Origin of the sequence: Kitasatospora sp. NPDC059812, assembly GCF_042732075.1 — a bacterium.
Taxonomy (GTDB): domain Bacteria; phylum Actinomycetota; class Actinomycetes; order Streptomycetales; family Streptomycetaceae; genus Kitasatospora.
In genome coordinates this window covers 7,247-20,412 of the sequence record NZ_JBHWIO010000010.1, presented here as the reverse complement: position 1 = coordinate 20,412, position 13,166 = coordinate 7,247, and the positions used below count along the sequence as shown (strand labels likewise).

11 protein-coding genes, 1 tRNA gene and 1 other RNA gene are annotated in these 13,166 nt (G+C 74.2%); 3 read left to right on the top strand and 10 right to left on the bottom strand.

The annotated features are described in order from the left end of the window. Positions 1 to 137: 137 nt before the first annotated feature. Complete coding sequence (locus tag ACFV6D_RS07820) at positions 138 to 2,120, top strand: S9 family peptidase (RefSeq protein ID WP_380558882.1); 1,983 nt, start codon at positions 138 to 140, stop codon at positions 2,118 to 2,120. Then, on the top strand, positions 2,117 to 2,677 hold the full coding sequence (locus tag ACFV6D_RS07815) for a hypothetical protein (RefSeq protein ID WP_380558879.1): 561 nt from the start codon (positions 2,117 to 2,119) through the stop codon (positions 2,675 to 2,677). Before ACFV6D_RS07820 ends, ACFV6D_RS07815 begins: the two co-directional genes overlap by 4 nt. Before the next feature lie 52 nt (positions 2,678 to 2,729). Here ACFV6D_RS07815 and ACFV6D_RS07810 read toward each other — a convergent pair whose 3' ends face one another. The 10 genes from ACFV6D_RS07810 to ffs form a co-directional block, all read right to left on the bottom strand. Next, on the bottom strand, positions 2,730 to 3,521 hold the full coding sequence (locus tag ACFV6D_RS07810) for an SURF1 family protein (RefSeq protein WP_063348655.1): 792 nt from the start codon (positions 3,519 to 3,521) through the stop codon (positions 2,730 to 2,732). A 179-nt stretch (positions 3,522 to 3,700) separates the two neighbouring features. Beyond that, entirely contained in the window at positions 3,701 to 4,888 is a 1,188-nt protein-coding gene (locus ACFV6D_RS07805; RefSeq protein ID WP_380427640.1) for a hypothetical protein, read from the bottom strand. Beyond that, positions 4,881 to 5,426 (bottom strand): SigE family RNA polymerase sigma factor, encoded by a 546-nt coding sequence (locus ACFV6D_RS07800; protein WP_380335561.1) that lies wholly within the window; start codon positions 5,424 to 5,426, stop codon positions 4,881 to 4,883. The genes ACFV6D_RS07805 and ACFV6D_RS07800 overlap by 8 nt, the downstream gene beginning before the upstream one ends. A gap of 332 nt (positions 5,427 to 5,758) precedes the next feature. Further along, on the bottom strand, positions 5,759 to 6,838 hold the full coding sequence (locus tag ACFV6D_RS07795; RefSeq protein WP_063348652.1) for an aspartate-semialdehyde dehydrogenase: 1,080 nt from the start codon (positions 6,836 to 6,838) through the stop codon (positions 5,759 to 5,761). After that, positions 6,835 to 8,115, bottom strand: a complete 1,281-nt coding sequence (locus ACFV6D_RS07790) for an aspartate kinase (RefSeq protein WP_063348651.1) — start codon at positions 8,113 to 8,115, stop codon at positions 6,835 to 6,837. The genes ACFV6D_RS07795 and ACFV6D_RS07790 overlap by 4 nt, the downstream gene beginning before the upstream one ends. A 390-nt stretch (positions 8,116 to 8,505) precedes the next feature. Then, complete coding sequence (locus tag ACFV6D_RS07785) at positions 8,506 to 9,255, bottom strand: DUF5063 domain-containing protein (RefSeq protein ID WP_244293422.1); 750 nt, start codon at positions 9,253 to 9,255, stop codon at positions 8,506 to 8,508. Continuing rightward, complete coding sequence (gene recR / locus ACFV6D_RS07780; RefSeq protein WP_063348650.1) at positions 9,248 to 9,847, bottom strand: recombination mediator RecR; 600 nt, start codon at positions 9,845 to 9,847, stop codon at positions 9,248 to 9,250. The genes ACFV6D_RS07785 and recR overlap by 8 nt, the downstream gene beginning before the upstream one ends. Before the next feature lie 181 nt (positions 9,848 to 10,028). Then, positions 10,029 to 10,367, bottom strand: coding sequence for a YbaB/EbfC family nucleoid-associated protein (locus tag ACFV6D_RS07775; RefSeq protein WP_063348649.1), 339 nt, complete (start codon positions 10,365 to 10,367; stop codon positions 10,029 to 10,031). Positions 10,368 to 10,488: 121 nt separating this feature from the next. Then, positions 10,489 to 12,684, bottom strand: a complete 2,196-nt coding sequence (locus ACFV6D_RS07770; RefSeq protein WP_380558876.1) for a DNA polymerase III subunit gamma and tau — start codon at positions 12,682 to 12,684, stop codon at positions 10,489 to 10,491. 90 nt (positions 12,685 to 12,774) lie between these two features. Further along, positions 12,775 to 12,865, bottom strand: an RNA gene (ffs, locus tag ACFV6D_RS07765) — signal recognition particle sRNA small type. Positions 12,866 to 12,975: 110 nt separating this feature from the next. On the opposite strand from ffs, the gene ACFV6D_RS07760 reads away from it, so the two are divergent. Continuing rightward, positions 12,976 to 13,060: transfer RNA gene (locus ACFV6D_RS07760), tRNA-Ser, on the top strand. Positions 13,061 to 13,166: the final 106 nt, after the last annotated feature.

Genomic DNA, 13,166 nt, shown 5'->3' with positions numbered 1-13,166 from the left:
GCGTGGGGGTGGGGGGGGGGGGGGGGCGGGGGGGGGGGGGGGGGGGGCGGGGGCGGGGGGCGGGCCCCCCCCCCCCCCGCCCCCGTTCCGTCCCCCGCCCGTTCCGTTCTGTCCCCCCGATCGGGTTGGATGGTCGGATGAGCGAGGAGAAGAGCGCCGTACCGGCGTGGGAGCAGCGGTTCAGGGCAGCACGGGTGTCACTCCCCGACTGGGCCGAGGACGCCCCCGACCGGGCGCTGTACGTGTCCAACGCGACCGGCACCTACGAGGTCTACGCCTGGGACCGGGTCACCGGCACCCACCGGCAGGTCACCGACCGGCCGAACGGCACCACCGATGCCGAGCTGTCCCCCGACGGCTCCTGGGTGTGGTGGTTCGACGACCACGACGGCGACGAGTTCGGCGTCTGGCGCCGCCAGCCCTTCGCCGGCGGGCCCGCGGACCGCAGCGCCGGCACCCCCGACGAGGAGGCCGTGCCCGGCCTCGCCCCCTCCTACTCGGCCGGCCTGGCGCTCGGCCGCGACGGCACGGTGGTCGTCGGACGTTCCACCGACGAGGACGGCACCACCCTGCACCTGCGCCGCCCCGGCGCGGCCGAGGCCGTCGAGATCTACCGGCACGCGGAGTACGGCGGCGTCGGCGACCTCAGCTACGACGGCACGCTGCTCGCCATCGACCACACCGAGCACGGCGACGCGATGCACTCCGCGATCCGGATCGTCCGCCTCTCCGACGGCGCGAGCGGCACGAGCGGCACGACGAGCAAGCCCGTAGCGCCCGTAGAGCCCGCCGAAACCGTCGAAACCGTCGCCGAACTCGACGAGGTGACCGGCCGGGACGAGCCGCGCGGCGTCGCCTGCCTCGGCTTCGCCCCGGTCGACGGCGACACCCGGCTGCTGGTGGCCCACCAGCGCACCGGCCGCTGGGAGCCGATGATCTGGGACGTCGTCACCGGCGCCGAGACCGCGCTGCCGCTGCGCGACGAGCAGGGGCGCGAGCTGCCCGGCGACGTCTCCGCGCAGTGGTGCCCCGGCGCCGAGGCGCTGCTCGTCGAGCACGAGTACGAGGCGCGCAGCGAACTGTTCTCGTACACGCTCGCCGACGGTCGACTGACCCGGCTGGACACCCCGCGCGGCACCGTCGGCGGCGCCACCGCCCGTCCGGACGGCACCATCGAGTACCTGTGGTCCTCCGCCGCCGAGCCCTCCGCCGTCCGCTCCACCGCCGGGACGGTCGTGCTGCGGGCGCCCGGCGCGGTGCCGCCCGGCTCCGTCCCGGTCGAGGACGTCTGGGTGGACGGGCCCGGCGGGCGGGTGCACGCCCTGGTGCAGCGTCCGACCGGGGCGGGCGAGGGCCCCTTCCCGACCGTGTTCGAGATCCACGGCGGCCCCACCCACCACGACAGCGACTCCTTCGCCGCCGGCCCGGCCGCCTGGCTGGACCACGGCTTCGCGGTGGTCCGGGTCAACTACCGCGGCTCCACCGGCTACGGCCAGGCCTGGACCGACGCCCTGCACGAGCGGGTCGGCCTGATCGAGCTGGAGGACATCGCGGCCGTCCGGGAGTGGGCGGTCGCCGGCGGCCTCGCCGACCCGCGCCGGCTGGTGCTCACCGGCGGCAGCTGGGGCGGCTACCTGACCCTGCTGGGCATCGGCGTCCAGCCGGACAACTGGACGCTGGGCGTCGCCGCCGTACCCGTCGCGGACTACCACACCGCGTACGCCGACGAGATGGAGGCGCTCAAGTCGCTGGACCGCACCCTCTTCGGCGGCACCCCGGAGGAGGTCCCGGAGCGCTTCACCGCCTCCTCGCCGCTCAGCTACGTCGAGCAGGTGCGGGTGCCGGTCTACATCAGCGCCGGGGTCAACGACCCGCGCTGCCCGATCCGGCAGATCGAGAACTACGTCGAGCGGCTGGAGCAGTCGGGCAAGCCGCACGAGGTCTACCGGTACGACGCCGGGCACGGGTCGCTGGTGGTGGAGGAGCGGATCAAGCAGCTGCGGCTGGAGATCGACTTCGTCCGACGGCACCTCGCCGCGGCGTCGGAGGCCGGGACCGGAACCGAGGCCGGAACCGGGACCGGGGCTGACGACAGGGCCGGCGACGGGGAGACGGTGTGAGGCGTCTGCTGACGCTCGCGGGAGTGGCGGTGGCCGGGGCCCTGGTGCTCACCGGCTGCTCGGGCGGGCACGGCGCCGAGGCCGCCTGCCCGCCCCCGGCCGGCCCCGCGGTGCCCAGCCCCACGCCGACCACGGCCGCACCGACCCCAGCAGCCGCACCAACCGCACCGGCCGCCACCGCGACGCGCGCGAGCGCGGCGGGGCCGAACGCGGCTGGGCCGGGGGCCGCCGTCGCCCAAGCGGCGTACGCGCCTGCGGCGGGCGAGGACGCGGTCCAGCTCGCCAAGGGATCCAGCGGGTCGAAGGGCTCGTCCGGCTCGAAGGGCTCCGGCTCCAAGGGGACGAAGACCGGGCGCACCGTGCACCACCACATCGACCATTACGACTCGAACGACGACGTGAGCGGCGGCCACGGCCGGTGCCACGACGAGCCGGCGTTCACCGGGTCGCCGACGCCGGTGCCGTCCTCCCCGACGGCACCCGGGAAGCCGGCGACCGCACCGGTCGCCCCGGCCCTGCCGTCCGCCCCGTCCGCTCCCGGCAAGCCAACCCGCTGAGGCGGGCCGGCCGAGCGGGGGCGGGCCGAGCAGGCGCGCCGAACCGCGGAGGTCAGTCCAGGACCGGGTCCAGTCCGAGGGCCCGGTCCTGCTCCGCCTCGCCCTCACGGCGCACCAGGCGGAACCACATGAAGATGACGAAGCCCCCGAAGACGAACCACTCCAGGGTGTAGCCGAGGTTCTGGAACGCCCGCAGGGTGAGCCCGTCGCCGCCCTGCGGCTGGACCGTCGGCACCGGGGTCAGCCCGGCCGACACCGCGTCGGCGGCCACCCAGCCGTCGTACCAGCCGTCGTACGCGAGCGCGTTGAGCAGCGCCGCCCGGTTGACCGTGCCGAGCTGACCGGCCGGCAGACCGCCCGCCACGGCGCCGTTGCTGCCACTGGACTCACCGGCCTGCAACCGCCCGGTGACGGTCACCTGGCCGGGAGGCGGCGGCGCGGCCACGGACGCGCCCTCGGCGGGCGCGCCGGGCGCCCAGCCGCGGACCACGGCGGCGAACCGGCCGTCGGCGGTGCGCAGCGGGGTGAGCACGTAGTAGCCCTGCTTGCCGTCGACCACCCGGTTCGGGACGAGGAGCTGGTGCTCCGCGTCGTAGCTGCCGGTCACGGTGACGGGCTTGCCGACGGTCTCGGTGGTCACCTGCGGGGTGGCCTGGTTGAGCAGGTCGTCGATCGGCCGCACATCACTCGAAGCGGTGACGGTCTGCTTGGTCTCCTGGTGCGACGAGAACCGGTCCTCGAACCGGCCGAGCTGCCAGGAGCCCAGCCAGACGCACACCGCCACGGCCGCGACGGCCAGCGCGGTGCCGCCGAGCCAGCGCGGAGTCAGGAGGAACCGGTACACACCCCCACGGTAACCACTCCTCACACCCGTCCCGGCCGCAGGGGTCCGCCATAGGGGTCCGCCATCGGCCCCGACGGCCCGGCTGGTCGCCCGTCCGACCCCGACCGCCCGACCCCGACCGCCCGACCCCGACCGCCCGCCGACAGCCCGCCCCGACCACCGCCGGAGCGCGAAGCCCGTCAGCCCGCCGGGGGCGTGTCCGACGGCTGCGGCGCCGGTGCGCCCACCGCCTGGACGCCACCGCGGTAGAGGGTGCCGCCGCAGGCCACGGCGAAGGTGGCGGTGGCAACGGCAGGGCTGCCGGGGGCGGGAGTGTGGGCGATGGTCGCGGTGGCCGGCGCGGTGGTGGGGCTGCCGGTCGGGGTGGGGGTGGAGCTGGGGGCGTTGGTGGGCCCGGCGCTGGGGGACGAGCTGGCCTGGGGGTTGGTGCTGGGGGCCGCCGAGGCGTCCGAGGCCGCCGGGGCGGCACCGGTGGCGGCGGCGGGGGCCTGGGAGGCGCCGACGGCCGGGTTGGCGCCGCCCTGGCTGGTGGGCCCGGTGCTGGCGGTGCTGGCGCCGGGGGTGGGGCAGGTCCGGTCGGGGACCCAGGCGAACGGCACCCGGTAGCCGGCCTGCGGGGCGAGGACGGGGGGCTCCGCGTCCATCGCGGGCAGGTCGCCGGCCGGGTCGCCGGCGGCGTGGTCGGCGGTGCGCACGCGGCTGCGGTCGGTGCCGCTCACCGCCGTGACGGCGACGGCGCCGGGGCCGCCGAGCCGGCAGCTGCGGCCGGAGACGTTGTACACGGTGAACGAGCCGTGGATCCGGCCGTCGGCGGCGGCCGGGCCGACCTGTGCGCCGCCCTGGCCGAGGTCGGCCCGGGTGCAGAGCGGGGTGATCGGGCTGTCGCCGGTGCTGGCGGCGGGGGCGGGCGGGGCGGTGGTGCCGTCGGCGCGGGTGGTGCTGGCGCCGGGGCTGGGTGAGGCGGTGGGGGTGCCGGAGGGCGACGCGGTGTCGCCGGTGCCGCTGGGGCCGGGCCGCGAAGGTGTGCCGGTGCCGGGGGCGCTGCCGGTCCTGGTGCCGGTCGGGGCGGCGGCGGCCGGGCTGCTGGCGGCGGCCGAGCCGGGGCCGCCGGACAGTCCGAGGTGCTCCCCGTCGTGCAGGGCGGGCAGGGCGACGGCGACGGCGACGGCGAGGGCGGCGGCGCCGGTCCAGGCTCCGCGCCGGGCGGCCCGGCGGCGGGGTACGGCGTACCGGATCCGCGGCAGGCCGCCGGGTTCGGGCTGGATGCCGGCGACGGCGCCGCGCATCAGGTCGCGGACGCTGCGTTCCTCGGCGGAGAGCCCGTCGCCCTCACCGCCCGAGGGTCGCCGCCCGGCGCCGTCAGCCATGTCCGGCCTCCATCTGGGTGCGCAGGGCGGCGAGTCCGCGCGAGCCGTAGGCCTTCACCGATCCGAGCGAGATGCCGAGGGTCTCGGCGACCTGCGCCTCCGTCATGTCCACGAAGTAACGCAGCACCAGAACCTCCCGCTGACGGCGTTGCAGATTACGCAGCGCGGCCTTCAACTGGTCGCGCTCCAGCGCATCGTAAGCGCCTTCTTCTGCACTGGCCATGTCAGGCATGGGCTTGGGCAGCAGGCGCAGGCCGAGGATCCGTCGGCGCAGGGTCGAGCGGGACAGGTTGACGACGGTCTGCCGCAGGTAGGCCAGGGTCTTCTCGGGCTCGCGGACCCGGCGCCGGGCGGCGTGCACCCGGATGAACGCCTCCTGGACGACGTCCTCGCAGGTCGAGAGGTCGTCCAGGAGCAGCGCGGCGAGCCGCAGCAGGGAGCCGTAGTGGGCCTGGTAGGTCTCGGTGAGCAGGTCCTCGCTGGTACCCGCGTCGGTACCGGCACCGGAGCCCGCCGCACCGGGTGCGACCGCGGTCATCTGGTCGTCTTCCGGCCTACTCGCCGGCCACGGGGCGCGCGAGGGGAAGGCCACCACGGATCTCGCCGGGATGCCCGCCCCTGCTCCCACCATCACGTTCGCCACGCCCGTTGGACACTCGATCCCCTGTCATGGTTGCCCAGCCCGGGGGCCATTCTTCCGCATCGGCGGAAGAGGCCTCCAGGGGATTCCATCGGGATTCCGGACAGATTGTGTCGAGGAGCGGACACGCCCTCCCCGGATCGGGGGCCGGACGGGCCCGGGAGCGGGCGGCTCCAGGCCTTCCAGGGTCTCTCCCGGGCCTCTTCCCGGGCCTCCCCCTGTGCTTCCTCCTACGCCTCTTCCGGCGCGCCTTCCTGTGTCACCGTCAGCTCACCGGCCACCAGTTCCGCGATCTGCAGCAGGTTGAGCGCCGCGCCCTTGCGCAGGTTGTCGCCGCAGAGGAAGAGGTCGAGCGCGGCCGGCTCGTCGAGGGCCCGGCGCACCCGCCCGACCCAGACCGGGTCCGTCCCGACCACGTCGTTCGGCGTGGGGAACTCGCCGGCCGCCGGGTCGTCGTACAGCACGACCCCGGGGGCGTCGCGGAGGATCTGCTGCGCGTGCTCCTGGGTGACCTCGCGTTCGAAGAGCGCGTGCACGGCCAGCGCGTGGGTGCGGACGACCGGGATGCGGACGCAGGTCGCGGAGACCTTGAGGGCGGGCAGGCCGAGGATCTTGCGGGCCTCGGCGCGGATGCCGACCTCCTCGGAGGACCAGCCGCCGTCCACCAGGGAGCCGGTCCAGGGCACCGCGTTGAGCGCGAGCGGGGCGGCGAACGGCCCGTGGTCGGCGATCACCGCGCGCAGGTCGCCGGCCTGTCGGCCGACCTCGGTGCCGGCCACCAGGGCGGTCTGCTCGCGCAGCGCCGCCTCGCCGATCCGGCCTTCGCCGGAGGCGGCCTGGTAGGAGGCGACGACGAGTTGGGCGAGCCCGTACTCGGCGTGCAGGGCGCCGAGGGCCGCGATCATCGCGAGGGTGGTGCTGGCGGGGCTGGCGACGATGCCGCGGGCGCGCAGCCGCAGCGCGGCCGCGTTGACCTCGGGGACGACCAGCGGCACGTCCTCGGCGGTACGGAAGGCGGCGGAGTCGTCGACCACCACGACGCCCTTGGCGGCCGCGATCGGCGCCCACTGGGCGGAGACCTCGTCGGGGACGGCGAACACGGCGACGTCGATCCCCTCGAAGGCCTCCTCGGCCAGCGGGACGACCTCGACCGGCACCCCGCGCACGACCGGCTTGCGGCCGGCCGAACGCGGGGAGGCGACGAGTCGGATCTCGCCCCAGACGTCCTGGCGCAGGGAGAGCAGGCCGAGCAGCACCTCGCCGACCGCGCCGGTGGCGCCGACGACGGCGAGGTTCGGCCGCCGGGTCATCGCCCGGTGCCTCCGTAGACGACGGCCTCGTCCGTCTCGCTGTCCAGTCCGAAGGCGCTGTGCACGGCGCGGACGGCCTCCGGCACGTCCTCGGCGCGGGTGACGACCGAGATGCGGATCTCCGAGGTGGAGATCAGCTCGATGTTGACGCCCGCGGCGGACAGCGCCTCGAAGAAGGCGGCGGTGACGCCCGGGTTGGAGCGCATGCCCGCGCCGACCAGGGAGATCTTGCCGATCGCGTCGTCGTAGCGCAGCGACTCGTAGCCGATGCCCTCCTTGACCCGGCCGAGCGCGTCGATGGCCTTCTGGCCCTCCGCCTTGGGCAGGGTGAAGGAGATGTCGGTCAGCCCGGTCGACGCGGCGGAGACGTTCTGCACCACCATGTCGATGTTGACCTCGGCATCCGCGATGGCGCGGAAGATCCGGGCCGCCTCGCCCGGCTTGTCGGGCACGCCGACGACCGTGACCTTGGCCTCGGACGTGTCGTGGGCGACTCCGGAGATGATGGCCTGCTCCATCTCGCCCCCTTCGGGCTTGTGCGGGTTCTCGTTGCTGACGATCGTCCCGGGAAGACCCGAGAAGGACGAGCGTACGTGAATCGGGATGTTGTAGCGCCGGGCGTACTCCACGCAGCGGTCGAGCAGCACCTTGGAGCCGGACGACGCCAGCTCCAGCATGTCCTCGTACGCGATCCAGTCGATCTTGCGGGCCTTCGCCACCACGCGCGGGTCGGCGGTGAACACGCCGTCCACGTCGGTGTAGATCTCGCAGACCTCGGCCTTGAGCGCGGCGGCGAGGGCGACGGCGGTGGTGTCCGAGCCGCCGCGGCCCAGCGTGGTGATGTCCTTGCTGGTCTGCGACACGCCCTGGAAGCCGGCCACGATCGCGATGTTGCCCTCATCCAGGGCGGTGCGGATGCGACCAGGCGTCACGTCGATGATGCGCGCCTTGTTGTGGACGGAGTCGGTGATGACGCCGGCCTGGCTGCCCGTGAAGGACTGCGCCTCGTGCCCCAGCGATTTGATCGCCATGGCCAGCAGCGCCATGGAGATGCGCTCTCCAGCGGTCAGCAGCATGTCGAACTCACGGCCGGCAGGAAGCGGTGACACCTGCTCCGCGAGTTCGATGAGCTCGTCCGTCGTGTCGCCCATTGCGGACACCACGACGACGACCTCATGGCCGGCCTTCTTGGCGTCAACGATTCGGCGGGCAACGCGCTTGATGCCTTCGGCATCCGCAACGGATGAGCCGCCGTACTTCTGCACGACAAGGCCCACGTGCGCTCCTCGACTTGTGTCGTCTTCCGGGGGCACCAGGCCCCCGCACCCCCGGGGAAAAGGGGCTGTGCGGTCGGCGCCAGTCTACCGAGCAGGGGTGCCACAACCGGCGCTTTCCATATGATGAGACGCCCGTTTCAGCAGGTGGTCGGCGAAACGGGCGGCACCACCGGCAGGTCTGCGGGCAATTCGCCACCGCCCCGAAGAATCGGCGGATCAACGGACGGCGATCCGTCGGGATTTCTTTTCCGCGCGGAATGCTGAGGCATTCGTCACAATCAGCCGATGACCGCCGGGGGCGCACCGAAAACCGGCGCGCGCCGGGGCGACGTTCAGGCGTGCCGGAATCGCACGGACGTGCCGGAAGGGCACGGGCACCGGAGAGCGGTGCTACCGCCCGAGGCCCAGCTCGGCCGCCATCAGGTCGCCGGCCTGCTGCTCCAGCTGCTCGTCGGTGAGCCCGTCGTCGTCGGTGTCGGCGCCGTCCGGCACCGCGCCGATCGGACTGTCCAGCCGGACGTGCGCGATCAGCGACTGCAGCGCCCGCAGCACCGCCGTGCAGGTCGTGCCCCAGTTGGAGAGGTACGAGAACTGCCACCACCACAGCGCCTCGCTGACCCGGCCCTCGCGGTAGTGGGTCAGCCCGTGCTGCAGCTCGCCGACCACGCCGGCCAGGTCGTCCGAGATCCGGAAGGCGTTCGGCTTCTCCGGCGGACCGTACGGGTCGAAGACCTCGTGGTAGACGTCGATCGGCGCGAGCAGCTCGGCCAGCCGCTCGCGCAGCTGCTCGCCGTCCGGCTCCGGCCCGGCGTCGGGCTCGAAGCGGTCCTCCGGGACGACGTCCTCGATGGCGCCCAGCCGGCCACCGGCCAGCAGCAGCTGCGAGACCTCCAGGAGCAGCAGCGAGACCGCGCTGCCCGGCTCGTCGCCCTTGGCGACCTCGGTGACGGCGAGCACGAAGCTCTCTACCGAGTCGGCGATCTGCACGGCGAAGTCGTCCGGCTCCGAACCGTGCGCATGGATGTGCGGGGGGTGGCTCTGCGGCTCCCCGTGCGGCTGTCCGGGGGCCGGCTGGTGGGCCTGCCCGTGGGACGGCTGGTGGGGCGTGTGGGGCTGCTGGTTGAGCGTCCGGTCAGACATCGAGCAGTCGTCTCCCTTCGAAGGCACGACCGAGGGTGACCTCGTCCGCGTACTCCAGATCCCCGCCGACGGGCAGGCCGCTCGCCAGCCGGGTCACCCTCAGGCCCATCGGCTTGCAGAGCCGGGCCAGATAGGTGGCGGTCGCCTCCCCCTCCAGGTTGGGGTCGGTGGCCAGGATCAGCTCGGTGACCGTGCCGTCCGCGAGGCGCGCCAGCAGCTCGCGGATCCGCAGGTCGTCCGGGCCGACGCCCTCGATGGGGCTGATCGCGCCGCCCAGCACGTGGTAGCGGCCGCGGAACTCGCGGGTGCGCTCGATGGCGACGACGTCCTTGGACTCCTCGACCACGCAGATGACGCCGAGATCGCGGCGCGGGTCCAGGCAGACCCGGCACTGCTCGGCCTCTGCGACGTTGCCGCAGACCGCGCAGAAGCGGACCTTGTCCTTGACCTCCAGCAGCGCGTGCGCGAGACGGCGCACGTCGGTCGGGTCGGACTGCAGGATGTGGAAGGCGATCCGCTGGGCGCTCTTGGGCCCGACGCCGGGCAGCCTGCCCAGTTCGTCGATCAGGTCCTGAACCACGCCCTCGTACAACGTCGCGCCTTCCCTCGGATGGTCGGTGGTGCTCCGGTGCCATCATCCAACGAATCGGGCGCCGGACACACCGCCCGACGCCCGACTCCCACATAAATCACATGGGTCCGTTGTCTGAACTTCAGAACTTCAGGACCTCAGACCTACCTGGTCGGAACCCCTGTCCAGAGGCTCCCCCAGGTCAGAACGGCAGACCGGGGATGCCCCCGCCCAGGCCCTGGGTCAGCGGGCCCATGCGCTCGGCCTGCATCTTCTGCGCCGACTGGTTGGCGTCCCGCACGGCCGCCAGGACCAGGTCGGCCAGGGTCTCGGTGTCCTCCGGGTCGACGGCCGCCGGGGCGATGGTCAGCGCCACCAGCTCACCCGCACCGGTCACCGTGGCCTCGACCAGGCCACCGCCCGCCGAACCGCTCACCTTCGTCTCCGCCAGCTCCTGCTGCGCCTGCGCGAGATCCTGCTGCATCTTCTGCGCCTGCTTCAGCAGCTGCTGCATGTTGGGCTGGCCACCACCGGGGAACACGGCTCACTCCTCGCCTCGTGCTTGCTGTCCTGCGTCGCCGTCCTGCCTGCGGTCACGTCCGCTTGCAGTCCCGCTCGCGTCGTCACGGCCGAGCCTACGTGCTGCCGGGGCGGGCCGTCGCTCAGTTGCCGCGGTGGTGGATCTCCTCCAGAACCGTCGCGCCCAGCTCCCGGATGATCAGCTCCTGACCGGAGAACGCCTCCTCGTTGAGGTCCGGGTCGTCCTCCTCCGGGACGTCGTCCTCCGGCGCCACCGCGCGCACCGGACGGGCCGGCGGCGCGGCCACCGGCGGCGGGGCCTGGACCGGCGCGGGCGCCGGGGCGGCCTGCACCTGCGGGGACGGCTGCGACCGGACCGGTGCGGGCACCGGAGCCGGAGCCAGCGGCGCGGCGGCCGCCGGACGGGCCGGGGCCCCCCAGCCGCCACCGCTCGGGGCGGCACCGCCCAGACCACCGCCGCCGACGGCCGTACCGCCGCCGAGGGAACCGCCCCCGGACGGGTCGACGATGCACTCGATCCGCCAGTCCACACCCAGCGCGTCCGTCAGCGCCTGGCGCAGCACGTCGTCGCTGTTGCTGCCGACGAAGCTGTCCCGGGCGCCCGCGTTGATGAAGGACACCTGGAGCACGCTGCCGTCGAACCCGGCCACCTGGCCGTTCTGGCTGAGCAGGATCCAGGTGAAGCGGCGGCGGTTCTTCACCGCCTCCAGAATCTGCGGCCACAGCTGCCGGACCTGCGCCGCGCCCTGCTGCGCGGCGGCCGAAGCCGGCCCGGCGGGCTGCCCGGCCGGGGCGGGCGCGGGCGCCGCGGGGGCAGGAACGGGGGCGGGGGCGGACATCGGGGCCGGGGTGGCCTCTACGGCCTCGGCGGCCTGGGCCGGCGGCTGCGGCGCGGGGGCCGCGGCCGGGGCCGCGCCCGCCGGCGGGAAGCTGCGCGGGATCGGCCAGGCACCCGGCGCGGGCCCGGCGGGCGCCGCGGGGGCTGCCGGTGCGATCGGTGCAGGGGCTGCCGCAGGGGCCGCCACGACCGGCGCGGCCTGCACCGGGGCGGTCTCCACTACCGGCACCGGCACCGCCACCGGCGCCGTCGCCGGAACGGGCGCGGCCATGGGCGACGCCACCGGCACCCCCACCGCCATCGGCGCGGCGAACCCGCCCGCCGCCGCCCGGCGCTCCAGCTTGTCCAGCCGCGCCTGCAACGACAGCTCGTCGCTGTAGGCACCCGGCAGCATCACCCGGGCGCAGATCAGCTCCAGCTGCAGCCTCGGCGCCGCGTTGCCGCGCATCTCGGTCAGCCCGGTGTTGACGATGTCCGCCGCCCGGCTCAGCTCCGCCGAGCCGAACGCGTCCGCCTGCGCCTGCATGATCGCGACCCGGTCCGCCGGGGCGTCGATCAGCCCCTTCTCCCCCGCCTCCGGCACGGTGGCCAGGATCACCAGGTCGCGCAGCCGCTCCAGCAGGTCGGCGACGAAGCGGCGCGGGTCGTGCCCGCCCTCGACCACCCGGTCGATCACCTGGAACACCGTCGCCCCGTCGTGCGCGCCGAAGGCGTCCACCACCTCGTCGAGCAGCGCCGAGTCGGTGTACCCGAGCAGCGAGGTCGCCATCTGGTACGTCACGCCGCCCTCGGCGGCGCCGGCCAGCAGCTGGTCCATGACCGACATCGAGTCACGCACCGACCCGGCCCCGGCCCGGACCACCAGCGGGAACACCGAGTCCTCGACCTGGATGCCCTCCCGGCCGCAGACCTCCACCAGGTAGTCGCGCAGCGTGCCCGGCGGGACCAGCCGGAACGGGTAGTGGTGCGTCCGGGACCGGATCGTCCCGATCACCTTCTCCGGCTCCGTGGTCGCGAAGATGAACTTGAGGTGCTCCGGAGGCTCCTCGACCACCTTGAGCAGCGCGTTGAACCCGGCCGAGGTCACCATGTGCGCCTCGTCCAGGATGAAGATCTTGTAGCGGCTGTGGACCGGCGCGAAGAACGCCCGCTCCCGCAGCTCGCGCGCGTCGTCCACACCACCGTGCGAGGCCGCGTCGATCTCGATCACGTCGATCGAGCCGGGCCCGCCGGTCGCGAGGTCGCGACAGGACTGGCACTCTCCGCAGGGCGTCGGCGTCGGCCCCTGCTCACAGTTCAGACAGCGGGCCAGGATGCGCGCACTCGTCGTCTTCCCGCAGCCGCGCGGCCCGCTGAACAGGTACGCGTGGTTGACCCTGTTGTTACGCAGGGCCTGCTGGAGCGGAGCGGTCACGTGCTCCTGCCCGATGACCTCCGCGAAGGTCTCGGGACGGTAGCGGCGGTACAGGGCTAGGGACACACCCCCGACGATATCGGGACGCACCGACAAACGCGTCGCCCCTCGCCTCACCACCGTCCCCCGGCGCCCCCGGCGACCGCCCGGGAACGCAAAGACCCCCCGTGCACCCGCCAGAGCCCTCTTACCCTTGCTGCCTTCCGGCCCTGGGGGGGTTCAGAGAGATAACGCCACACGAGGGGCTGACCCCCACACTACCGGATCCGAGCCCCCACGATCCACAGGCAACCCCACCCTCCCGCCTACGGGATTGCTGGTCGCGACCACCCCCGAACATGCACTAAGCTCTCCCACGGAGGATTCGCCTAGAGGCCTAGGGCGCACGCTTGGAAAGCGTGTTGGGGGCAACCCCTCACGAGTTCGAATCTCGTATCCTCCGCCGGCAGAAGGGGCCGCCCCCGGGGCCGGGCCGGGGCGCGGGGGGCGTGAGGGGTGGGGGGCCCGCCGGGGGTGCACACGCGGCCGCGCGGCGGCGGGGGGGGCGC

Bases quoted from the DNA above. Each gene is read 5' to 3' on its own strand.
- ACFV6D_RS07820 (WP_380558882.1), top strand. From the start codon at position 138: ATGAGCGAGGAGAAGAGCGCCGTACCGGCGTGGGAGCAGCGGTTCAGG.
- ACFV6D_RS07805 (WP_380427640.1), bottom strand. From the start codon at position 4,888: ATGGCTGACGGCGCCGGGCGGCGACCCTCGGGCGGTGAGGGCGACGGG.
- ACFV6D_RS07800 (WP_380335561.1), bottom strand. From the start codon at position 5,426: ATGACCGCGGTCGCACCCGGTGCGGCGGGCTCCGGTGCCGGTACCGAC.
- ACFV6D_RS07795 (WP_063348652.1), bottom strand. From the start codon at position 6,838: ATGACCCGGCGGCCGAACCTCGCCGTCGTCGGCGCCACCGGCGCGGTC.
- ACFV6D_RS07785 (WP_244293422.1), bottom strand. From the start codon at position 9,255: ATGTCTGACCGGACGCTCAACCAGCAGCCCCACACGCCCCACCAGCCG.